This window comes from Gordonia sp. IEGM753 (assembly GCF_050321825.1).
Taxonomy (GTDB): Bacteria; Pseudomonadota; Gammaproteobacteria; order Pseudomonadales; family Pseudomonadaceae; genus Aquipseudomonas.
Map to the genome: position 1 here is coordinate 742,543 of NZ_JBNQGB010000001.1, position 22,096 is coordinate 764,638.

Below are 22,096 nucleotides of genomic sequence, written 5' to 3' on the forward strand. Positions count from 1 at the left end.
GCACAGGCCAACCGAAACGCCCATCCATCCTGTATCTAAAAAGAGAGCATCAAAATGAGCATCTTCACTCACGTCACTGTTGGTACCAATGATCTGCAAAAGGCTCGCCGTTTTTACGACAACGTGCTCGGCGCACTGGGCCAGAAACGCATCGCTGATCTCGAAGACAATGGCTCGATCTGGGGTGAGAACGCCCCGTCTTTCTTCGTGCTGAAACCGGCAAACGGTGCTCCGGCCAGCGTCGGCAACGGGGTCACGGTCAGCTTTGAGGCACCGAATCGCGCCGCTATCGATGCCTTCCACGCGGCAGCTCTCGCCGGTGGTGGCACCGACGAAGGCGCCCCCGGACCACGCGGCTGGGCACCTGATGCGTATGCCGCCTATGCCCGGGACCTGGATGGTAACAAGCTGGCCGCGTACTGCTTCAAGCCGGCCTAAGCGTTATCCAGGTTACGCATCCACTGCCACGAGCGGGTCAATCCTCATGAGGTTTTGGTCCGCTCCGGACGCTTTTCAGGCCTTTGTCGCCTCCCGGATTCTCCCCGCATCCCTGGCGGGGGGAAGTCCGAAAACCCGCGCATAGTCCCGGCTGAATTGTGTCGCACTCTCATAGCCCACCTCGAACGCTGCCGCCGTGACACTTTTGGCACTGGCGAGCATGAGCATCCGCGCTTGAAGCAGGCGCACCCGCTTCTGATACTGCAAGGGGCTCAGGGTCGTGACCGCCTTGAAGTGGCGATGGAAGGCCGAGACGCTCATGGCAGCTCGTTGTGCCAGGCTCTCTACCCGGATGGGCTCGGCGAAGTCCCGGCGAATCCACTGAATGGCCTGGTTTACCCTGGCCATGGCCGTGTCGGGCGCCGCGATTTCCCGCAACATCCAGCCATGCGGCCCCTGCAAAACGCGGAAGAGAATTTCGCGTTCGTAAGCGGGCGCCAAGGCGGCGATATCGTCAGGTTTGCCCATCAATCGCAACATCCGCACCCAGGCGTCCAGCAACTCGGGCGTGGTAGCCGCTACCGAGAAACCAGGATCGTTATCGTGACGACCAGCAGGTTTGGGCAGGTCCGCGAGCAGCGTGGATAACACCAACGGATCAAGCGTCAGGCTGACGGCCAGGTAGGGCTCGCCGGTGGTGGCAGGGTGCACCGAGCCCACGGCGGGCAGCTCGATGGACATGACGAAATAGGTCGACGGGTCGTACCGCAGCGTACGGTCGCCCACGGTCATGGTTTTGCTGCCTTGCAGAATCAGGTTGATCATCGGTTCGTAGACCGCCGCGAGCATATGCTCGGGAATCTTGCCCTGGACCATGGCGACGCGCGGGATACCCGTCTCTGTACGACGGTTTTCGGCGTGGGCGGCCAAGGCGCGGAGTTCATTCAGTGGGCTGTTCATGGTGGGCATGCTGACGTGACGATGATCTCCAGCGCAAGCAAAAAGCAGAAACAGGCAGGATTCGAGCAGGAACCGCCATGCCCCCAGGGCGGCTGTCCGATACCTTGGAGGCTCATTCGTGCAACAGTGGAGCGGGCACATGGGCGTTATCGTGATTACCGGTGGCAGTCGTGGCATAGACGCCAGTGCGGCGGAGCATGCTGCTCGGCGTGGCATGCTGGATCACATTTTTCTGTCCGTCAGCGACCTTTCACGCGCCATCCGTTTCTACGAGGCAACCCTTGCACCATTGGGCATTACCGCGCGCCTTGACTACGACGGCAAGGATGGCCCGCCCGGGCATCCTGATCTGAAAGGCTTTGGCGCTGATGGCCGGATGTTCTTCTGGTTGCGCGAGGGCGTAGTGGAAAGGCAAGCCGTACAGGTTGGATTCGTGGCGCGCAGCAAGGCCGACGTGGAGGCCGCCTATGCCGCCGCGATGGCCCACGGCGCTGTCGACAATGGCGCCCCCGGAGCGCGTTTGCACTACGACCCCCATTACTACGCCGCCAACGTGCTGGACCCGGACGGGTACAGCCTGGAATTCGTCTTCAAGAACTGGCAGCACGCCCAATGAGCACACCCCTGATCTATGGCGCGACGGGCTATACCGGTCGCATGGCTGCACAACGGGCCAAGGCACTCGGCTTGCCGTTCGAAATAGCCGGTCGCAATCGCCAGACATTGGTCGACCTCGCTGCACAATTGGACGTTCCCTGGCGCGTGTTCGAGGCGGGCCCCGACGCCGCGCACTCGCTGTCGGGCATCGGTGTATTGCTGAACTTCGCGGGTCCTTTCGCACACACGGCGCCTGCCTTGATGGCGGCGTGTATTGAAGCCAGGGCCGATTACCTGGACATCACGGCCGAGATCAATATCTATCGGTTGGCCGAGCGATTGGGTGCAGACGCGGCAGCGTCAGGCGTGATGCTGTTGCCGGGTGTTGGCTGGGATGTCGTCCCCACCGACAGCCTGGCTACGCACGTCGCCCAGCGCGTCGCGAATCCTTTGGCCTTGAGTATTGCGCTTCAGGTGCCAGGCTCGATGTCCCGTGGTTCGGCGAAGAGTGTCAGCGAGATCATCGGCGCGGGCGTGCTGACGCGAATCGATGGAGCGCTGGTCTCGACGCCGGACGCACAGCCACGCCAGTTTGATTTCGGCGACGGCCCGGTTCTGTGTGCGCCATTGTCATTCGGTGATCTGGTGACCGCTTGGCATTCCACACGCATACCCAATATCGCAATGTTCGTGCACATCGCCGGGGATGCATTTCCTGAAGGTGATTTGTCACGGTTGCCCGATGGCCCCAGTGCGCAGGAGCGTGACGCCCATCGTGCTCGCGCAGTGGCGCAAGTGACCGGTGCTGACGGTAGCGTGCAGCGTTCAATGATCGAGACTGTCAACGGCTACACCTTCACTCCGCTGGCGGCGGTGGAGGCGGCACGAAGGGTGTTGGGCGGTGATCGCAAGGCCGGATTTGCGACCCCCGTCAGCGTATTCGGCGTTGAATTCGCCAGCACCATTGCCGGGACGTTGATTACGGATTTGTAGCACGCGACTTCACCTTCCTGAAACGGGGGGCTGCCGAGCGAATAGAGGCGTATGGCTGACGCTCTGCGCTCCCCCTTGCAAGACCAACGCACTGGAGACTCTTGGCGCATTGAGCCGATCAAGTAAATGCACCGCGCAAGTCCCTGATTACCTCGTCAACAGAGGGGCCTTGAGTCTCTGGTGGGATGGGGTTTTCACCGAATTCTCGCCAGATAAACAAGGTCAGCTCAGCGCCATCCGTTGATGAGAGCGCACCTTCAGCGTATGCAAAGATTTGGAGTTGCCGATAGCGAGGATCCTTCCAGAACAGGTCTTCGACCCATTGATAGACCGGTATGAAATGGAAGTGGATGGGCCAACCCGGCTCATGACCAAAGCGACCGATGTAGAGGTGCTTGGGCGATAACTGCCGCTCGATGACCTGCTGCGTCTGGGCCAGCAGAACGCCCAACTCTGCCAGCGCTTCAGGCGATAGCTGAGTCAATGATGTGGTTTGCACCTTTGCGCTCAACATCAGATAGCCGGGAAGAGCGCTTGCCAGATGATGGTTGATTATCCAATGGTCGGTTTCATGAATGATGAAATGCGGGGCAATTTCCATATGCCGTATGTCCTCAGCAGTCGACGCGACAGATTAGCAACATCACGTCAGCCTGTCCGCGGGTGGGATGGCTTGAACGCCGCCACCCCTCCATGAAGTTGCTGGTCGGCATGATACGAGGACCGCACCAATGGCCCGGATGCGACGTTCTTGAAGCCCAACCGCGCGCCTTCCTCGGCAAACCACGCAAACATATCCGGATGCACGAAACGCTGCACCGGCAGGTGGCTGCGCGAGGGTTGGAGGTACTGGCCAAGGGTGAGCATGTCGATGTCGTGCTCGCGCATCCGCTGCATGACTTCTATGACTTCCTCGTCGGTTTCCCCGAGACCCAGCATCAAACCGGATTTGGTCGGGACCTGCGGCACCTGGTGCTTGAAGTTCTGCAGCAGGTCCAGCGACCACTCGAAATCCGAGCCCGGCCGCGCCGCTTTATACAGACGCGGCACTGTTTCCAGGTTGTGGTTGAACACGTCTGGAGGCTCGCAAGCGGTGATGGCCAGGGCGACGTCCATTCGCCCGCGATAGTCCGGCACCAGGGTTTCCAGCTGGATGCCCGGCGACAGCTTGCGAATCTCGCGCAGGCAATCGACGAAATGCTGGGCACCGCCGTCGCGTAGGTCATCGCGGTCCACCGAGGTGATCACCACGTATTTGAGGCGCAGTTCGGCGATGGCCACGGCGAGGTTGGTTGGCTCGTTGACGTCCAGCGGTTTCGGCCGCCCGTGGCCGACATCGCAGAATGGGCAGCGCCGGGTGCAGATGTCACCCATGATCATGAAGGTCGCAGTACCCGCAGAAAAACACTCGCCCAGATTCGGGCACGAGGCTTCCTCGCAGACACTGTGCAACTTGTGTTTGCGCAGCAGCTGTTTGATCCGGTCGACCTCGGGAGAGGTCGGCATGCGTACCCGGATCCATTCGGGTTTGCGCGGGAATTCATCGGTGGGAATGATTTTCACTGGAATCCGCGCGACCTTTTCCGCGCCGCGTAGCTTGGTGCCGACCTCCACTTTGGCTGGGTTTTTTCCGGGCGAATCCACAAGCGTGTTCATAGGTTTTCCTGGTTCTTTCAGGCAAATTGCGGTCCTGTGGGAGTGAGCCTGCTCGCGATAGCGGTGAGACAGGCAACAAAGATATTGACTGACAGAGCGCCATCGCGAGCAGGCTCGCTCCCACAGGGGTTCACATGGGTTTTGTGATGTGCGATCAGTCGCGGTACACCGGGAAATCGCTGCACAACGCGGCGGACTGGCGGGCGACCTGAGCCTCGACGTCGGCATCGCCAAGGTGGTCGAGGATGTCGCATATCCAGCCGGCCAGCTCAATGCTCTGGGCTTCCTTGAAACCGCGGCTGGTGATCGCCGGAGTGCCGATGCGCAGGCCCGAGGTCACGAACGGCGACTGCGGATCGTTGGGCACGGCGTTCTTGTTCACGGTGATGCCGGCACGACCCAGGGCTGCGTCGGCGTCCTTGCCGGTCAGGCCCTGGCGGATCAGGCTGACCAGGAACAGGTGGTTGTCGGTGCCACCGGACACCACGTTGTAACCACGTTCGATAAAGACTTGAGCCATCGCCTGGGCATTGCGGATTACCTGCGTCTGATAGGTCTGGAACGCCGGCTCCAGCGCTTCTTTGAAGCACACGGCCTTGGCCGCGATCACATGCATCAGCGGGCCGCCCTGGCCACCGGGGAACACGGCCGCGTTGAGCTTTTTCTCAAGCTCTGGATTGGCCTTGGCCAGGATCAAGCCGCCCCGCGGACCGCGCAGGGTCTTGTGGGTCGTGGAGGTGACCACGTCGGCGTACGGCAGCGGGTTCGGGTACAGCCCGGTGGCGACCAGCCCGGCGACGTGAGCCATGTCGACGAACAGGTAGGCGCCCACCTCGTCGGCAATCTGACGGAAGCGTGGGAAGTCGAGGGTCTTCGAGTAAGCGGAGAAACCGGCGATGATCATTTTCGGCTGGTGCTCGATAGCCAGGCGTTCGACTTCGTCGTAGTCGATCATCCCGGTCGCGGTGTCGATGCCGTATTGCACAGCGTTGTAGAGCTTGCCGGAAAAACTCACCTTGGCGCCGTGGGTCAGGTGGCCACCGTGGGCCAGGCTCATGCCCAGCACGGTGTCGCCGGCCTGTAGCAACGCCAGGTACACCGCAGCGTTGGCCTGGCTGCCGGAGTGCGGCTGGACATTGGCGTAGTCGGCGCCGAACAGCTGTTTGGCGCGGTCGATGGCCAATTGTTCGACCACATCCACGTGCTCGCAGCCGCCGTAGTAACGCTTGCCCGGATAACCTTCGGCGTACTTATTGGTCAGGCCGCTGCCTTGGGCTTCCATGACCCGTCGGCTGGTGTAGTTTTCCGAAGCGATCAGCTCGATGTGGTGCTCTTGCCGCGCGTCTTCGGCGTTCATCGCCGCCAGCAATTGATCGTCGTAGCCTTTGATCTGGTCGTGCTTGCTGAACATGGTGAAAGTCCTCTGTTTTTCTCGAATGGGGTTCACCTGTAGGCGCTGTCGAGTGCAACGAGGCTGCGATCTTTTGCTTCTAAAAGATCAAGATCAGAAGATCGCAGCCTGTGACAGCGCCTACAGAGGGTTATGCGTAGTCGGCCATGGAAGAGCACGCGCAGATCAGGTTGCGATCGCCAAACACGTTGTCGACACGACCGACCGGCGGCCAGTACTTGCCTTCGATCAACGACGCTACCGGGTAAACCGCTTGCTCGCGGCTATACGGGTGAGTCCACTCGCCAACGATTTCCTGAGCCGTGTGCGGGGCGTTTTTGAGCGGGTTGTCATCTTTGTCCAGCGTGCCGTTTTCCACTGCACGAATCTCTTCGCGGATGCGGATCATGGCGTCGCAGAAGCGGTCCAGTTCTTCTTTGGACTCACTTTCTGTCGGCTCGATCATCAACGTGCCGGCCACCGGGAACGACATGGTCGGCGCATGGAAGCCAAAATCGATCAGACGCTTGGCCACGTCATCGACGCTGATACCGCTGCTGTCTTTCAATGGGCGCAGATCAAGAATGCATTCGTGCGCAACCAAACCGTTGCTGCCGGTGTACAGCACCGGATAGTGCTCTTCGAGGCGACGGGAAATGTAGTTGGCGTTCAAGATTGCCAGTTGCGACGCGCGCTTGAGGCCCGCGCCGCCCATCATCCGAATGTACATCCAGGTGATCGGCAAAATGCTTGCGCTGCCGAACGGTGCCGCGCAGACCGCGCCTTCCTTGCGTTCCATCTGAGCGTGCCCCGGCAGGAATGGCGTGAGGTGCGACTTCACGCCAATCGGGCCGACGCCCGGGCCGCCACCGCCGTGGGGGATGCAGAAGGTTTTGTGCAAGTTAAGGTGAGACACGTCGCCGCCGAACTTGCCGGGTGCACAGAGGCCGACCATCGCGTTCATGTTGGCGCCATCGATGTACACCTGGCCGCCGTGGTCATGAATGATCCCGCAGATTTCGCGGATGCCTTCTTCGAACACGCCGTGGGTCGACGGGTAAGTGATCATCAGCGCGGCGAGGTGTTCGCGGTGCTCGATGGCTTTGGCGCGCAGGTCTTCGATGTCGACGTTGCCACGGGCATCGCACGCGGTGACGACAACGCGCATGCCAGCCATGTTGGCGGTGGCCGGGTTCGTGCCATGGGCGGACGACGGGATCAGGCAGATGTCGCGACGGTCATCGCCACGGCTCTGGTGGTAGGCGCGAATGGCCAGCAAACCGGCATATTCACCTTGGGAACCGGCGTTCGGTTGCAGCGAAATCGCGTCGTAACCGGTAGCGGCGCAGAGCATCGCTTCCAGTTCGTCGGTCAACTGCTGGTAGCCGGCGCTTTGCTCGGCCGGGGCGAACGGATGCAGGGCTCCGAATTCGGCCCAGGTGACCGGGATCATTTCGCTGGCAGCGTTGAGTTTCATGGTGCACGAACCCAGCGGGATCATGGTGCGATCCAGGGCCAGGTCCTTGTCGGCCAGCTTGCGCAGGTAGCGCATCAGCTCGGTTTCGGAGTGATAACGGTTGAACACCGGGTGGCTGAGGATTGGCGACTGGCGAACCAGTGAGGCCGGGATCGTGCTGACGATCGAAGCCGCGAGGGCGGCGAAGTCTGGCAGCGATTTGCCGTCGGCCAGCAGGCTCCAGAGGCTTTCAACGTCGGCTTGCGACGTGGTTTCGTCGAGGGACAGGCCCAGACGCTCGCCATCGACGACGCGCAGGTTGATTTTTTGCGCGTGCGCTTTGTCATGCACGGCTGTCGTTTGCGCACCGGTTTTGATTGTCAGCGTATCGAAGAAGCTTTCCTGCTCAACGCTCAGACCCAAAGCGTTCAAGCCTTTGGCCAGAATCGCGGTCAGGTGATGAATGCGGTTGGCAATCTGCGTCAGTCCTTTAGGGCCGTGGTACACGGCGTACATGCTGGCGATGTTGGCCAACAATACCTGTGCGGTGCAGATGTTGCTGGTGGCTTTCTCGCGGCGGATATGTTGCTCGCGGGTCTGCATCGCCAGGCGCAGGGCAGGCTTGCCGAAACGGTCCACGGAGACACCGACCAGACGGCCCGGCATGTCGCGCTTGAACGCATCTTTAGTGGAGAAGTACGCCGCGTGCGGGCCACCGAAGCCCAGCGGCACGCCGAAGCGCTGCGCGCTGCCGATGGCCACGTCGGCACCGAATTCGCCCGGTGGGGTGAGCAGGGTCAAGGCCAGCAGGTCAGCGGCCACGGCCACCAGCGCGTTAGCTGCGTGGAAGCGTTCGGTCAGTTCGCGGTAATCGAACACGTCACCGTTGCTGGCCGGGTATTGCAGCAACGCGCCGAAGAACGGCGTCACATCGGTCAGTTCGAGTTCGTCGCCGACGATAACGTCGATGCCCAATGGCTCGGCGCGGGTGCGCAGCACGTCGAGGGTTTGCGGGTGGCAATGCACGGAAGCAAAGAACGCGTGGCTGCCTTTGTTCTTGCTCAGGCGTTTGCAGAAGGTCATGGCTTCGGCGGCAGCGGTGGCTTCATCCAGCAGCGAAGCGTTGGCAATTGGCAGGCCGGTCAGGTCGCTGATCAGGGTCTGGAAGTTCAACAGCGCTTCCAGACGACCTTGGGAAATTTCCGGCTGGTACGGGGTGTAAGCGGTGTACCAGGCCGGGTTTTCCAACAGGTTGCGCAGAATCGGCGACGGCGTGTGCGTGCCGTAGTAACCCTGGCCGATATAGGTTTTGAACAGCTGATTTTTGGATGCAATGCCTTTGATCAACGCCAACGCATCGGCTTCGCTCAAGCCATCTTCGAGGCCGAGGACGCTGGTGCCTTTGATGCTGTCCGGGATAACGCTGGCGCTCAAGGCTTCCAGGGAGTCAAAACCGAGGCTGTTGAGCATGGCTTGCTCATCGCCGGAACGCGGGCCGATGTGGCGCGCGATGAATTCGTCATGGGTGTCGAGAAGAATGGTCATGGGCAGTCCTCACGCGTCGGTCTGGTCTTGGATCAGACGGTCGTAGGCGGTCTGATCCAGCAGTTGGCCAACAGCGGCAGCGTCAGCGGGTTTGAAACGGAAGAACCAGCCTTCGCCCAGCGGATCTTCGTTGACCAGGTCCGGGCTGTTGTCCAAAACCGAGTTCACTTCCAGCACCTCGCCGTCCAGCGGCATGCCGATGCTGCTGGCGGCTTTCACCGACTCCACCACCGACACTTCCGCACCGGCGCTGAAGGTTCCCAGCTCAGGCACTTGAACGAACACCACATCCCCCAGCGCCTGTTGCGCAAACACGGTGATGCCAACGGTGACGCTGCCGTCAGCTTCGGTGCGCAGCCATTCGTGTTCGACGGTAAAACGCAATTCGCTCATATCAACTCCTCATTGTTCTGACTCAACCGCTGCAGGTGGCGGATGACGATGGCAGGCTCGTATTGGGCAACGAGCTCGTCTGAAGGAGAGATAGCAAAGGCGGTGCCAAGGTTAATAAGTTGTTTTAAATCAGCGGCTTAGTGGTTATAGAGGCGATTTTAGGGACGTCTGGAGTATTGAAATCAATACAGCCAGGCGCGGGGAAGGGGTTGAAGCCCGGTCCAGACAGCGGGAGAGCGATTTGTCTTGATTTCGATACGATGTATTGATTTGCATACGGTTCGTGAAGACACACCGTCCTCTGTGGGAGCCAGCCTGCTGGCGAGGCGGTGTGTCAGGCACCAAAGATATTGACTGACATGGCCCCATCGCCAGCAGGCTGGCTCCCACAGTGTGTTGGTGTTGATGGTGGGGATGTGTTTCGGACATGAAATTATGGTTTGTTGGGTATGCCGTACTTGCGCAACCGAATGGCAATCGCGCTATGGGAGGTGTGCAACCGTGCCGCGAGCAGTCGGCTGGACGGATAACTTTGGTAAAGCTGTTCCAGCAAATTCCTTTCAAACCCTTCGATAGCTTCTTCCAGGCTGGCAACCTCACCATCATTCCTGCGCTCTACCGCCGTGCGTGCAATGTCGAGATCGTCGATGTCCACCAGCGGGTTTTCGCAAATCGCCGCCGCGCGAAAGATCACGTTCTGCAATTGCCGTACGTTACCCGGCCAGCGGTTGCCGAGCAGGGCGGGAAAGGTGCTGGGTGCCAGGCGACAGACCGGGCGCTGGATCTGCGCGCAAGCCTGCTGCATGAAGTGCTGGGCCATCAACAGGATGTCGTGGCCACGTTCGCGCAGCGGCGGTACTTGCAGGTTGAGCACATTGAGGCGGTAAAACAGGTCTTCGCGAAAGTGCCCTTCGCTGACCATTTTTTCCAGGTCGCGGTGGGTCGCACTGAGGATCCTCACGTTGACCTTGACCTCACGATCGCCACCGACTCGACGAAAGCAGCCATCGCTGAGGAAACGCAGCAGTTTCGCTTGCAGATACGGCGACATTTCTCCGACTTCGTCTAGAAACACCGTGCCCTGGTCGGCCAGTTCCAGCAGCCCGAGCTTGCCGCCCCGTTGCGCCCCGGTGAACGCGCCGGGGGCGTAGCCGAACAGCTCGCTTTCGGCCAGGCTCTCGGGCAGCGCCGCGCAGTTCAGGGCCAGAAATGGCTTTTCACGCCGCCCGCTGATCGCGTGGCAGGCGCGGGCCACCAATTCCTTGCCGGTGCCGGTTTCGCCCTGGATCAACAGCGGCGCATCGAGGGCCGCCACTCGTTGCGCGCGGGCCTTGAGCGAGCGGATCGGCAGTGAGTCACCGAGCAGCGCATCGAAACCCTCGGCGTGATCATGGTGCAGCGCCGAGAGGCGTTCGCCGATGCGGTTGGGTTGATACAGGGTGAGCAGGGCGCCGGCGTCGGTGATCGGCATGGCATCGAGCAGCAAGGTGTGGCCGCCGAGGCTGACCTCATGCATGGGCAGGCGGAAATGGTGGGCGATCAAGGTGCGTTGCAACTCGGCATCGTCGAACAGCGTGCTCAGCGATTCACCGGCCGGTTCGCGACCGCACAAAGCGATCAACGCTGGATTGGCCAGCAGTACGTGACCGCGATCATCCACCGCCAGCACCGGGTCGGAGCTGGCGGCCAGCAAGGCATCCAGTTGAAGGCGCCGACGTTGCCCCGGCAGGATGTCGACCATGGTTACCGCCTGCACGCCGCGCACGCCGAACAGTGCCTCGCGCAACTCTTCCAGGACTTCGGTGCCGAGGGTCGGGGCATCGATGTAGACGTTCGGCGGCACCATCTCCACGGCGTCAAGGTTGAAGCTGCGCCCGCCGAGCAGGGCCAGCACTTCCTGGGTGATGCCGACGCGGTCGATGAAGGTGACGTGGATGCGCATGACAGGCCTGCAAAATTGGCGAACGGAAATCAGTATGCCGGGGCGAATTTGAATTTGGCGAGCATCACGTCATCCTTCAGCCGTTTTGCGCGTACTGGCCGCCAGGTCCTCGAGGAACGCCTGGAGGATCGGCGGTGGTACCACGCCGCGCCGGGTGATCACGTCGAAGGGTGATCGCAAGCGCAGACTCTGCGGGGCCAACTGGTGCATCTCGCCACTCTTGATCCATTGGGCGGCGAAGTGCTCCGGCAGGAAACCCAGGTAGGCGCCGGAAATGATCAGGATCGCCGTGGCTTCGATGTTGTCCACGGTGGCGGCCGCCTTGCTCACGCCCAGGTGTTCGAGGTCGTATTGCTGCATGTAGCCGCGCACGACGATGCGCCCGGCCGCGACTTCTTCGAGCAGCTCCTCACCCTCAGCCTTGCTCCCGTATAGCGGATGCCGGCGCCCGCAATACAGCCCCAGCGCTTCCTGATACAGCGGCGATTGCAGCAGGCCCGGCACATGAATCGGAAAGTGCCCGATGGCCAGGTGCAAGCGGCCGTCGAGCACCCGTTCCTCCAGTTCGGCGGGCGTGCCGACGTACACGTTCAGGTGCACATCATGCCCGCGCGACACGAAGCGCTGGGTGGTGCGCGGAATAGGCGATTCCGGATCAGTGATGGTGGTGTCGATGATTCCCAGGTTGAGCTTGCCGCTGATGTGCTGCTTGAGCACGTCGGCGTCCATGCAGAAGTTTTCCACCGCCGAAAGCAGGCGTTGGGTGGCTTCGTGAATCGCCACCCCTTGCTCGGTCAAGCGGAAACCGCTACGCCCGCGCTGACAGAGCTTGACCCCAAGGCGCGTTTCCAGATGGGTCATCTGTTCGCTGATCGTCGACTGCCCGGCATTCAACGCCGCCTGGGCGGAGGAGAAACCGCCGCAGCGGACAATCGTGGCAAACACCCTGAGTAACTTCAGATCGACATCGTGCAGTTGAATCACCTTGACCTCCGGCGTGTGGATGCATCGGAATTGCCGATATGAGTATCTGATGTTTAGCATTTTTTCCACGAAAACCTGCGCCCATAGTCCCTCCAACGGCGGTCGCCTTGCAGTTCCGCCAAGCCGATAACAAGAAGTGGAGAGGCTAGAAATGTCGAACAACGGTTATGAGTCCGGTCGCCTGAACCTGCCATTCGTGGGTCATTGCACCTTTGGCAAATCCCCGGTATGCACCGATTGGGATGCCCTGGATGCCGACGTCGCGGTGCTTGGCGTGCCCAACGACATGGGGACCCAGTGGCGCTCCGGTGCACGCTTCGGACCCCGCGGGATTCGCGAAGCATCGACGCTGTTTTCCTTCGGCCACGCCGGCGCCTACGATCACGAAGATGACGTGATGTACCTCACCGCCTCGGACGTGCGCATGGTTGACGTCGGTGATGCCGACATCGTCCACACCGACATGGTCACCAGTAACAAGAACACCGAATACGCCGTGCGCAAGATCCTCGATGCCGGTGTGATGCCGGTGGTGCTCGGTGGCGATCACTCGGTGCACGCGCCGGTGATCAAGGCCTTCGAAGGCCGTGGCCCGATTCACATCATTCACTTCGATGCGCACCTGGATTTCGTCGACGAGCGCCACGGCGTGCGTTACGGCCACGGCAACCCGCTGCGTCGCGCCTCTGAAATGAACCACATCGTCGGCATGACCCAGATGGGCATCCGCAATGTCTCGTCGTCCAACCGCGACGACTACGAAGCGGCCCACGAAGCCGGTTCGAAGATCCTCTCGGTGCGCGATGTGCGTCGCCTCGGCGTCGAAGGTGTCCTGGCGCTGATCCCGCAGAACATCAACTACTACATCACCATCGACATCGACGGCTTCGACCCGTCCATCGCTCCGGGTACCGGCACCCCGAGCCACGGCGGCTTCCTCTACTACGAAGTGCTGGAAATCATCCAGGCCCTGGCCAAGCGCAGCAAGGGCAACATCGTCGGTATGGACCTGGTGGAGGTTGCACCGGTGTACGACCCGACTGGCATGACCTCGATCCTCGCCGCACAACTGCTGCTCAACAGCATCGGTTTCATCTTCCACGAGCGGGGCAAGGTGCGGGCGGCCGCCGCCAGCGAAACCACGCCAGCCTGATCATCGAAATCACACGTCCCGACAGGACCTGACTGCCGGGCAGAGAGAATAAAAATGGACATGATCGTCAAGAGTTACCTGCAGAAATTCGGCGTCAGTGAAGCCACCCAGACCTTCCTCAGCAAGGTGCAGAAGATGTTCATCGGTGGTGCTTGGGTCGAAGCCAGTGATGGCCAGACTTCCGACGTCATCGAGCCTTCGACCGAAGGCTTGATCACCCGCATTCCGATGGGCACTACCGTTGACCTGGACCGCGCCGTGCAAGCCGCCCGTGCGCAGTTCGACGGTGGCGCATGGAGCCAGGTCAAACCGGCTCAACGCGAACGCCTGATCCAGCGCCTGGCGGATTTGATCGAACAGAACGCCGCCGAACTGGCGGAAATCGAATCGATCGACATGGGCAAGTCGGTCGCCTTCGCCAAAGACGTCGACATCCAGGGCACCGTCGATACCCTGCGCTATTTCGCCGGTTGGGCGACCAAGCTTCACGGGCGTACGGTCGAGCCGTCGCTGCCGGGCAATTACCTGGCCTATACCCGCAAGGAAGCGGTGGGTGTGGTCGGTGCCATCGTGCCGTGGAACTTCCCGCTGCAAACCATGGCCTGGAAACTCGGCGCGGCGCTGGCCACCGGTTGCACCGTGGTGGTCAAACCTGCCGAACTGACCTCGCTGTCGGCCCTGCGTTTCGCTGAACTGGTGCAAGAAGCGGGCATTCCGGACGGGGTGATCAACATCGTCACCGGACGCGGCAGTGTGGTTGGCGCGGCCATGGCTAGCCACCCCGGCATCGACAAACTGACCTTCACCGGCTCGACCCCTGTGGGTATTACCGTTGGCCGCGCCGCGCTGGACGAGATGAAGCGCCTGACCCTCGAACTCGGCGGCAAATCACCGGTCATCGTGTTTGCCGATGCCGATATTCCGGCGGCGGCACAAGCGGTTGCCAACGGGGTGTTTTTCAACTCCGGTCAGGTATGCGACGCCGGCACGCGGGCCTATATTCATAGCAGCGTCTACGAGCAATTCCTGAGTGAGCTGATCGCCTATACACGCACCCTGAAAATGGCCCCGGGGCTGGACCCGGACTGCTTCATCAGCCCACTGGTGTCAGCCCTGCAAAAGCAGCGCGTGACCGAGTACATCGAGACCGGCAAGGCCGAAGGCGCCGAACTGGTCTACGGCGGCCAACCGGTCGATGGTCCTGGTTTCTTCGTCGAACCGACCATCTTCGCCAACTGCCGTAATGACATGCGCATCGTCCAGGAAGAGATCTTCGGGCCGGTGCTGGTGACTACGCCGTTCGACGATGAGGAAGAGGCGCTGGCCCTGGCCAATGATTCGCTCTATGGCCTGGCAGCCGCCCTGTATTCCAACGACCTGGGCAAGGTGCACAGCCTGATTCCACGGCTCAAGGCCGGCTCTGTCTACGTCAATGCCCACGGCACCCTCGACCCTTCGATGCCGTTCGGTGGCTACAAACAGTCCGGGTTCGGCAAGGACCTGGGCGCCGAGCAGCTCGATTACCTGCTCGAAACCAAGGCGGTATGGATCACGCTGCCAAGCTGACACCACCCCTGTGGGAGCGGGCTTGCTCGCGAAGAGGCCGGCACATTCGACATCTATGTTGCCTGACCCACCGCTTTCGCGAGCAAGCACGCTCCCACAGGTTTCAATTCAACCGTTGAAAACAAGGAACGGCATGGAGGCCCCCCGGGTGTCGTTCGCCCGAAAGAATGCGGTTATCTCGTCATGATCTTCCAACAATAAGAGTCCATCATGAACACAAACGCCAAGTCCGCCACGAGTGTGTCCTCCCTCGATGACAAGTCCGTCGTCGAGGGGCATTCGATTGACTTCATCCCCGAGGACGAACGAACCGACAAACTGTCGAGCCAGGGCCCGTTCTGGTTTCTCGGCAACTTTACCTTCTTCACCATGACCATCGGCTTCGTCGGCCCGAGCGTCGGCCTGACCGCGCTCTGGACCACACTCGCCGGCACGCTGGGCATCATGTTCGGTACGCTGTTCATGGCGTTTCACGGTTCGCAGGGCCCGCACCTTGGCTTGCCGCAGATGATCCAGTCCCGTGCGCAGTTCGGTTACCGCGGAGTGATCCTGGTGCTGCTGGCGACGCTGTTTGTGTTCGCCGGCTTCAACATCGTCAACCTGGTCCTGATGATGCAGGGCCTGCACACGCTGTTTGGTTTCAACCCCGCGGTGATCGCGGTGGCGGTGACCGTCCCGGCGGCGGTGTTGGCCATACTCGGCCATGACTGGATGCATCGCAGTTTCAAATGGGCGTTGTACCTGTCGCTGCCGTTGTACGGCCTGGTGACCTTGGCGGTGGTGATGGGCTGGGTGCCGGATGCGGCGCTGCCGGCACTGGCGGCAGGCGAAGTCCCCCGGGCGCCGCTGGGCTTCAACTGGACCGGTTTTATCGCGCAGTTCGCGGCAGCGGCGAGCTACAACATCGCCTATGCCCCGTACGTGTCGGACTACTCGCGTTACCTGCCGAAAAACACCTCCAGTGGCAAGCTGATTGCCGTGGTGTTTCTCGGCGCCTCGCTGTCCGGTGCATGGATGATTTCCGTCGGCGGCTGGCTGGCCGATCACCTGCATTCAACCGATGTACTGGTGGCCCTGGGTCAAGTCGGCAACACCGTGTCGCCGCTGATCGGCACCGCGGTCGTGGTGGTGACCATCCTGGCGTTTCTGCCCGTGATCGCGATGAACATCTACAGTGCCAAGCTGACCACCCTGACCTGTGTCGATTCGATCGTGCACATAGAGCCGACCCGCAAGGCGCGGATCCTCGCCATCGCGTTCGTGATCCTGCTGCAACTGGGCGTGGCCCTGAGCATCCAGAGTTCCGGCAAAGGCCTGTCGGTGCTCGGCATCTACCTGGTGGTGATGCTGTACTTCCTGGTGCCCTGGACCTCGGTCAACCTCACCGACTACTTCTTCGTGCGCAAAGGCCGCTACGCCATCCCGCACTTCTTCATGCCCCATGGCAACATCTACGGCAGCTGGGGCCTGCGCGGTATCGCCGCCTATGCCATCGGCTTCATATCGATGATCCCGTTCTTCTACATCTACGACGGCGTCGAACAGCGCGAAGTGTATGTCGGCCCACTGGCCAAGGCGCTGGGCAGCATCGACATCGCCTGGCTGGTGGGGCTGATCGTCTCGGGCCTGGCGTACTACTGGCTGAGCCGCTCGATCGACCTCGAGCGCGAAGAGACGGTGATCCAGCAGATCGAGAAAAACTCCCCGCAATACACCACCGGCGACACCCTGACGCACAAGCAATCGCAGCCGGTATTCACTGAATCGACGGTCGGGAGATAGCTATGACCACGCAAAGAATGACCACGCAAAAATACGACTACATCATCATTGGCGCAGGCTCGGCAGGTTGTGTGTTGGCCAACCGCTTGAGCGAAGACCCGGACACCTCGGTGCTGGTCCTGGAATTCGGCGGCAGCGACAAGAGCGTGGTGATCCAGATGCCCAGTGCATTCTCGATCCCGATGAACACCAAAAAGTACAACTGGCGCTACGAAACCGAGCCGGAAACCTACCTCAATGGTCGGCGCATTCACTGCCCACGGGGCAAGGTGCTGGGTGGTTCGTCGTCGATCAATGGCCTGGTGTACATCCGCGGCCACGCGCTGGATTTCGACGAGTGGGAGTCCCTCGGCGCCCAGGGCTGGGGTTACAAGAATTGCCTGCCGTACTTCAAGCGTGCCGAAAGCTACGAGTCCGGTGGCGACAGCTATCGCGGGCAGACCGGGCCGCTGCATACCACCAACGGCAACCACATGAAAAACCCGTTGTACGGGGCCTGGGTCGAAGCCGGTGCCGAAGCGGGCTACATCAAGACCGAAGACTGCAACGGCTACATGCAGGAAGGTTTCGGGGCGATGCACATGACGGTGAAAAACGGTGTGCGCTGCTCCACGGCCAATGCTTACCTGCGTCCGGCCATGGGCCGTCCAAACCTAACGGTGATCACCCACGCAATGACCCGTCAGATCATCCTCGAAGGCAAGCGTGCCGTGGGCATCATCTATGACCACGGTGGCCAGACCCAGCAGGTCTATTGCAACAAGGAAGTGCTCATCTCGTCCGGGCCGATCGGTTCGCCGCACCTGCTGCAACGCTCCGGCATCGGCCCGGCCGAAGTCCTGCGCAAGGCCGGAATCGGCGTGCGCCATGACCTGCCGGGGGTAGGGGAGAACCTGCAGGATCACGCCGAGGTGTACATCCAGTTCGGCTGCAAGGAACCGGTGACCCTCAACAGCAAGATGGACCCGTTGAGCAAACTGATGATCGGCTTGCGTTGGCTGCTGTTCAAAGATGGCCTGGGCGCCACCAACCACTTCGAGGCCGGTGGTTTCATCCGCTCCGAAAAGGGCCTGCGCTGGCCCGACATCCAGTTCCACTTCCTGCCGGCAGCGATGCGCTACGACGGCAACAAGCCGATCAAGGGCCACGGTTTCATGGTGCTCACGGGCCCGAACAAACCGAAAAGCCGTGGTTATGTGCGGGTGCGTTCGGCCGACCCCTACCAGCACCCGGAAATCCGCTTCAACTACCTGCAACGCGAAGAGGACCGCGAAGGCTTCCGCCGCTGCATCCGTTTGACCCGGGAGATCATCGGCCAGCAAGCCATGGACCGCTTCCGCGACGGCGAAATCGCCCCCGGAGCGCTGGTGACCAGTGATGAAGACCTCGATGCCTTTGTCCGTGACAACCTCGAAAGCACCTACCATCCGTGTGGCTCCTGCCGCATGGGCGAGGACGACATGGCGGTGGTGGATTCCGAGTTGCGGGTGCATGGCATCCAGGGGTTGCGAGTGATCGACTCGTCGGTGTTCCCGACCGAACCGAATGGCAATCTCAATGCGCCGACCATCATGCTCGCCGAGCGGGCTTCGGATCTGGTTCGCGGGGTGAAGATGTTGCCGGCGGCAGAGGTGCAGGTTGGGCTGGTGGAGAACTGGGAAAACAGTCAGCGCACGACCTTGCCGGGGCGTAACGTGCGGGTTTGAATGAGTGATCGTTCCCATGCGCAGCGTGGGAACGATCTGTGGACGCCGCTGTAAATCCCTCACATACCAGCAAGCAGCTGTGCACCCAATGGATCATATGGTCCTCGAGTTAGAGGGCTAGTGCCCACTAATTTTCGTAAGCCAATGGCATTGCCGCTGACCAGGCATCTGCATGTGTTGTGACACCGTTTGTATCCGGTTGATCATTGCACGCACAAGAGGCGGCAGGCAGAGAACGGCCAACAGCAGCCATTCCTAATGTGGGCGTACAGTCCAGCAGAGCGACTGAACCAATCAGGAACTGGGGCGCCTCCCGGTCTGAATTAGCGGGCGCTCACTTAATTCCGACCCCATCCTGCAATGCGCTCACGCCACTACCCATTCGTGGTTAACCCTGGGGGGTTATTACGTGTCGCTCTACCGCGCTCCATACTCTGGCCAACCCTGGCGGGTTGGGCCCTTACTTAACAGTGCAAGGAACAGAGATGAAGATTGAATTGGTGCAACTGGCTGGCCGTGACGGCGATGTCGTTCACAACCTCGGGCGTACCCTGGAGGCCATCGCTACCTGCGCGGCTGACACGGATCTGTTGATCTTCCCGGAATCCCACCTGACGGGATTTGTCGATGCCGAGCAACTGGCGAGTGTTGCCGAACCCTTGGATGGCCCCACCTTGCAGGCCATCGAGCAGCTGGTGCGCAAACGAAATGTCTCCGTGGTCGTCGGCATTGCGGAGAATGATGGAGGCATCTTTTACAACACCTCGGTGCTGGTGACGCCCGAAGGTATCGCCTTGCGCTACCGCAAGACCCACCTGTGGCCATCGGAGCGTGGTCTTTTCCAGCCGGGTGACCGCTATGTCACGGCACTGTGGAAGGGCCTGCGTGTAGGCATCCTGATTTGCTACGACATCGAGCTCCCGGAAAGCGCCCGCGCCCTCGGGCAGCTCGGTGCCGAGCTGATACTGGTCACTAACGGCAACATGGATCCCTACGGCCCAGTCCATCGCACGGCAATCATGGCACGCGCCCAGGAGAATCAGTCGTTTGCCGTCATGGTGAATCGGGTGGGAGAAGGGGGTGACGGCCTGGTGTTCGCGGGTGGCAGTGCGGTGGTCAATCCGTTCGGGAAAATGGTGCTCGAGGCCGGACGCGAGGAGTGCCGGCAGGTAGTCACGCTGGACCTTGACCAGCTTAAGGAATCCCGCCGCGATTATGACTACCTCGCCGACCGTCGCTTCCGCCTTCCCGGTGAACAATTCGAGCATCCAGACGGTCGCCGCGAGCTGCTGATTCCCTGAGTCGCATGAGCCCTGTCACCCAGTAACATTTCGTTGATCTTGCCGATGTCGGCCCTGCCATAACAATCTAACAATCAGCAGGCGCAGCACTTTTTTTCGAAAGTGGTGCTACCGCTCTGGAGTCTCCAGATGAACACCAAAGTCGGTTTGCAACTCGTCCTGGCCTCACTGTTGGGTGCCAGCCTCATCTGTGCCGAGGCCTCCGAGCCCCAGATGAATATCTATAGCTGGTACGACTTTATCGCACCGGATGCGACGAAAAATTTTCACGACGAAACCGGCATCAGAGCGACGTATGACTCGTTCGACAACAGTGATGTCATGCAAAGCAAACTCATGGCCGGTCGCAGCGGCTACGACGTGGTGGTTGCCACCGATGGCCTGTTGCCGAACCTGATCAAGGCCGGCGTCCTCAAGGAAATAGACCGGACCCAATTATCCAACTATCACCACCTCAATCCAGACATCCTCGCCAAGGTACAAAGCAACGATCCCGGGAATCGTTACGCCATTCCGTACATGTGGGCCACCACCGGGATTGGCTATGATGCGGACAAGGTCAAATCGATCCTTGGCCCGGACGCTCCGGTCAACTCCTGGGACCTGATTTTAAAGGAAGAGAACCTCGCCAAGTTGAGCAAATGCGGCGTGGCCATGCTGGACGCACCGGGCGAGATCTTTCCGATAGTGATGCACTACCTTGGGCTGCCCTCTAACAGCCAGAATCCTGAGGACTTCCGCAAAGCCGACGCGCTGCTGCTCAAGCTGCGCCCGTACATCCGCTACTTCGACTCCTCTAAATACGGCTCCGACTTGGCCAACGGCGAAGTCTGTGTGGTGCTCGGCTGGGCTGGCGGCGTCTTCGGGTCGCAAGAGAGTGCCAAACTTGCTGGCAACGGACGCAAGATCATCTATAGCATTCCTCGCGAAGGTGCTCCGGTTTGGGTGGAAAACCTGGTGCTGCTTAAGGATGCCCCGAACCCAGTGGAAGGAATGGCCTTCATCAATTACATGCTACGCCCCGAGGTCATTGCCAAGACATCCAACTACCTGAGCTATCCGAACGGCAACAAAGACGCCACAGCGCTTGTCGAGGAGAGTATTCGCGACAATCCTGTCGCTTATCCGTCCAAACAGGTTTTGGACACTCTGTTCCCGCTGGAGCCGATATCCCTGAAAATGGAACGTATGCGTACCCGTCTCTGGACCGATATAAAGACTGGCAGTTGATCGTATCTGCGGAAGGACGATTAGGGGCCGTTGCTCGCACTGCACTGGGGATCCACAGTGACTGCTCCTAGCCGATTTTGACTATCGCCACCGGCAGCTATGGGTCTTATTCTGCCCCTCGTCACAGGCAGGAAAAGCGGCCAGGAGCTGACGGTGGCGACTGCCGAAGCAAACTCAGCAGATGAGAGTCAGCTTCGACAATCTGTTTCTTTTTGCGGTAGAAACTTCTCAATGAATAATCTGTTGCAGAAAGCTCTGGGTTCTTGGGTTTTTTGGTGAGCTGAAGAAAGCACCGGGTTCGTTTTCTTCGATGATTTCACCCGCATCCATAAAGATCACCCGATCTGCCACTTTACGAGCGAATCCCATCTCGTGGGTAACACATACCATCGTCATTCCATCGTCAGCCAGCGCAATTATCGTCTCCAGTACTTCGTTAACCATTTCGGGGTCCAGCGCTGAGGTTGGCTCGTCGAACAACATTATTTTTGGCTCCATGCATAACGCTCGTGCGATCGCGACTCGTTGTTGCTGCCCACCTGATAGCTGAGCCGGGTATTTACTGGCGTGAGTATGAATATTCACCTTTGACAGATACTGCATGGCGAGCTCTTTAGCTTGAGCCTTAGATAAGAGTCCCGCTGTTACTGGAGCAAGCGTGCAATTTTCCAGCACCGTCATGTGCGGAAATAAATTGAAGTGTTGAAAAACCATCCCGACTTCCCTGAGATTTTTCGCCCGCAAACTTAAATCAACACCGTCAATGAAGATGCTGCCTTGTTGAATGTGCTCGAGGCGATTCATGCACCTGATCGTTGTGGACTTTCCGGACCCTGAGGGTCCGCAAATCACGACCCGCTCTTTCTTTTTGATCGCCAGGTTGATGTTTTTCAGTACCTGATGATTACCGTACCATTTTCCTATGTTTTTCAGCTCGATGGCGAACCCATTCGAAATGGACGTGCTGCTTTGCTTTTCTAGAATGTTCATATTCGCTCCAAGAT

Annotated in this window: 18 protein-coding genes; 9 read left to right on the forward strand and 9 right to left on the reverse strand. The window is 60.1% G+C overall.

The genetic code is table 11. The features are described 5' to 3' along the window. The first annotated feature begins 54 nt into the window (after nucleotides 1-54). Nucleotides 55-438, forward strand: a complete 384-nt coding sequence (locus ACQR3R_RS03395) for a VOC family protein (RefSeq protein WP_428270593.1) — start codon at nucleotides 55-57, stop codon at nucleotides 436-438. Nucleotides 439-513: 75 nt separating this feature from the next. On the opposite strand, the gene ACQR3R_RS03400 is transcribed toward ACQR3R_RS03395, so the two are convergent. Next, nucleotides 514-1,398, reverse strand: coding sequence for an AraC family transcriptional regulator N-terminal domain-containing protein (locus tag ACQR3R_RS03400; protein ID WP_428270594.1), 885 nt, complete (start codon nucleotides 1,396-1,398; stop codon nucleotides 514-516). A gap of 139 nt (nucleotides 1,399-1,537) precedes the next feature. On the opposite strand from ACQR3R_RS03400, the gene ACQR3R_RS03405 reads away from it, so the two are divergent. Next, nucleotides 1,538-2,014, forward strand: coding sequence for a VOC family protein (locus ACQR3R_RS03405; RefSeq protein WP_428270595.1), 477 nt, complete (start codon nucleotides 1,538-1,540; stop codon nucleotides 2,012-2,014). Continuing rightward, complete coding sequence (locus tag ACQR3R_RS03410) at nucleotides 2,011-2,988, forward strand: saccharopine dehydrogenase family protein (RefSeq protein WP_428270596.1); 978 nt, start codon at nucleotides 2,011-2,013, stop codon at nucleotides 2,986-2,988. The genes ACQR3R_RS03405 and ACQR3R_RS03410 overlap by 4 nt, the downstream gene beginning before the upstream one ends. A 118-nt stretch (nucleotides 2,989-3,106) precedes the next feature. Here ACQR3R_RS03410 and ACQR3R_RS03415 read toward each other — a convergent pair whose 3' ends face one another. The 7 genes from ACQR3R_RS03415 to ACQR3R_RS03445 form a co-directional block, all read right to left on the reverse strand. Continuing rightward, the gene (locus ACQR3R_RS03415) at nucleotides 3,107-3,589 is read right to left on the reverse strand and encodes an HIT family protein (protein WP_428270597.1); all 483 of its coding nucleotides are present in this window, start codon (nucleotides 3,587-3,589) and stop codon (nucleotides 3,107-3,109) included. Between the two features lie 47 nt (nucleotides 3,590-3,636). Further along, a complete protein-coding gene (gene lipA, locus ACQR3R_RS03420) occupies nucleotides 3,637-4,644 on the reverse strand; it encodes a lipoyl synthase (RefSeq protein ID WP_428270598.1) in 1,008 nt (335 codons plus the stop codon). Between the two features lie 154 nt (nucleotides 4,645-4,798). Next, the gene (gene glyA, locus ACQR3R_RS03425; RefSeq protein ID WP_428270599.1) at nucleotides 4,799-6,055 is read right to left on the reverse strand and encodes a serine hydroxymethyltransferase; all 1,257 of its coding nucleotides are present in this window, start codon (nucleotides 6,053-6,055) and stop codon (nucleotides 4,799-4,801) included. Nucleotides 6,056-6,185: 130 nt separating this feature from the next. Further along, a complete protein-coding gene (gcvP, locus tag ACQR3R_RS03430) occupies nucleotides 6,186-9,035 on the reverse strand; it encodes an aminomethyl-transferring glycine dehydrogenase (RefSeq protein WP_428270600.1) in 2,850 nt (949 codons plus the stop codon). A 9-nt stretch (nucleotides 9,036-9,044) separates the two neighbouring features. Then, nucleotides 9,045-9,428, reverse strand: coding sequence for a glycine cleavage system protein GcvH (gene gcvH, locus ACQR3R_RS03435; RefSeq protein WP_428270601.1), 384 nt, complete (start codon nucleotides 9,426-9,428; stop codon nucleotides 9,045-9,047). Between the two features lie 433 nt (nucleotides 9,429-9,861). Next, entirely contained in the window at nucleotides 9,862-11,370 is a 1,509-nt protein-coding gene (locus tag ACQR3R_RS03440; RefSeq protein ID WP_428270602.1) for a sigma 54-interacting transcriptional regulator, read from the reverse strand. A 69-nt stretch (nucleotides 11,371-11,439) separates the two neighbouring features. Then, a complete protein-coding gene (locus tag ACQR3R_RS03445; RefSeq protein ID WP_428270603.1) occupies nucleotides 11,440-12,354 on the reverse strand; it encodes a LysR substrate-binding domain-containing protein in 915 nt (304 codons plus the stop codon). Nucleotides 12,355-12,505: 151 nt separating this feature from the next. Between ACQR3R_RS03445 and speB the strand changes: the two genes are divergently transcribed. The 6 genes from speB (at nucleotide 12,506) to ACQR3R_RS03475 (ending at nucleotide 21,092) form a co-directional block, all read left to right on the forward strand. Beyond that, nucleotides 12,506-13,507, forward strand: coding sequence for an agmatinase (speB, locus tag ACQR3R_RS03450; protein ID WP_428270604.1), 1,002 nt, complete (start codon nucleotides 12,506-12,508; stop codon nucleotides 13,505-13,507). A gap of 54 nt (nucleotides 13,508-13,561) precedes the next feature. Continuing rightward, entirely contained in the window at nucleotides 13,562-15,073 is a 1,512-nt protein-coding gene (locus tag ACQR3R_RS03455; RefSeq protein ID WP_428270605.1) for an aldehyde dehydrogenase family protein, read from the forward strand. Between the two features lie 210 nt (nucleotides 15,074-15,283). After that, nucleotides 15,284-16,855 (forward strand): cytosine permease, encoded by a 1,572-nt coding sequence (locus tag ACQR3R_RS03460; protein WP_428270606.1) that lies wholly within the window; start codon nucleotides 15,284-15,286, stop codon nucleotides 16,853-16,855. A gap of 2 nt (nucleotides 16,856-16,857) precedes the next feature. Next, nucleotides 16,858-18,561 carry a choline dehydrogenase gene (betA, locus tag ACQR3R_RS03465; RefSeq protein ID WP_428270607.1) on the forward strand — a complete coding sequence of 568 codons (1,704 nt, stop codon included), beginning with the start codon at nucleotides 16,858-16,860 and terminating at the stop codon, nucleotides 18,559-18,561. 485 nt (nucleotides 18,562-19,046) lie between these two features. Then, nucleotides 19,047-19,862 (forward strand): nitrilase-related carbon-nitrogen hydrolase, encoded by an 816-nt coding sequence (locus tag ACQR3R_RS03470; protein WP_428270608.1) that lies wholly within the window; start codon nucleotides 19,047-19,049, stop codon nucleotides 19,860-19,862. A gap of 129 nt (nucleotides 19,863-19,991) precedes the next feature. Beyond that, nucleotides 19,992-21,092: an extracellular solute-binding protein gene (locus ACQR3R_RS03475; RefSeq protein ID WP_428270609.1), complete on the forward strand. Its 1,101-nt coding sequence runs from the start codon at nucleotides 19,992-19,994 to the stop codon at nucleotides 21,090-21,092. A gap of 228 nt (nucleotides 21,093-21,320) precedes the next feature. On the opposite strand, the gene ACQR3R_RS03480 is transcribed toward ACQR3R_RS03475, so the two are convergent. Continuing rightward, nucleotides 21,321-22,082, reverse strand: coding sequence for an ATP-binding cassette domain-containing protein (locus tag ACQR3R_RS03480; RefSeq protein WP_428270610.1), 762 nt, complete (start codon nucleotides 22,080-22,082; stop codon nucleotides 21,321-21,323). Nucleotides 22,083-22,096 lie beyond the last annotated feature (14 nt).

Excerpts from the sequence above, each read along its gene's own strand:
- ACQR3R_RS03395 (WP_428270593.1), top strand. The coding sequence starts at position 55 with ATGAGCATCTTCACTCACGTCACTGTTGGTACCAATGATCTGCAAAAG.
- ACQR3R_RS03400 (WP_428270594.1), bottom strand. The coding sequence starts at position 1,398 with ATGAACAGCCCACTGAATGAACTCCGCGCCTTGGCCGCCCACGCCGAA.
- ACQR3R_RS03405 (WP_428270595.1), top strand. The coding sequence starts at position 1,538 with ATGGGCGTTATCGTGATTACCGGTGGCAGTCGTGGCATAGACGCCAGT.
- ACQR3R_RS03410 (WP_428270596.1), top strand. The coding sequence starts at position 2,011 with ATGAGCACACCCCTGATCTATGGCGCGACGGGCTATACCGGTCGCATG.
- ACQR3R_RS03415 (WP_428270597.1), bottom strand. The coding sequence starts at position 3,589 with ATGGAAATTGCCCCGCATTTCATCATTCATGAAACCGACCATTGGATA.
- lipA (WP_428270598.1), bottom strand. The coding sequence starts at position 4,644 with ATGAACACGCTTGTGGATTCGCCCGGAAAAAACCCAGCCAAAGTGGAG.
- glyA (WP_428270599.1), bottom strand. The coding sequence starts at position 6,055 with ATGTTCAGCAAGCACGACCAGATCAAAGGCTACGACGATCAATTGCTG.
- gcvP (WP_428270600.1), bottom strand. The coding sequence starts at position 9,035 with ATGACCATTCTTCTCGACACCCATGACGAATTCATCGCGCGCCACATC.
- gcvH (WP_428270601.1), bottom strand. The coding sequence starts at position 9,428 with ATGAGCGAATTGCGTTTTACCGTCGAACACGAATGGCTGCGCACCGAA.
- ACQR3R_RS03440 (WP_428270602.1), bottom strand. The coding sequence starts at position 11,370 with ATGCGCATCCACGTCACCTTCATCGACCGCGTCGGCATCACCCAGGAA.
- speB (WP_428270604.1), top strand. The coding sequence starts at position 12,506 with ATGTCGAACAACGGTTATGAGTCCGGTCGCCTGAACCTGCCATTCGTG.
- ACQR3R_RS03455 (WP_428270605.1), top strand. The coding sequence starts at position 13,562 with ATGGACATGATCGTCAAGAGTTACCTGCAGAAATTCGGCGTCAGTGAA.
- ACQR3R_RS03460 (WP_428270606.1), top strand. The coding sequence starts at position 15,284 with ATGAACACAAACGCCAAGTCCGCCACGAGTGTGTCCTCCCTCGATGAC.
- betA (WP_428270607.1), top strand. The coding sequence starts at position 16,858 with ATGACCACGCAAAGAATGACCACGCAAAAATACGACTACATCATCATT.
- ACQR3R_RS03470 (WP_428270608.1), top strand. The coding sequence starts at position 19,047 with ATGAAGATTGAATTGGTGCAACTGGCTGGCCGTGACGGCGATGTCGTT.
- ACQR3R_RS03475 (WP_428270609.1), top strand. The coding sequence starts at position 19,992 with ATGAACACCAAAGTCGGTTTGCAACTCGTCCTGGCCTCACTGTTGGGT.
- ACQR3R_RS03480 (WP_428270610.1), bottom strand. The coding sequence starts at position 22,082 with ATGAACATTCTAGAAAAGCAAAGCAGCACGTCCATTTCGAATGGGTTC.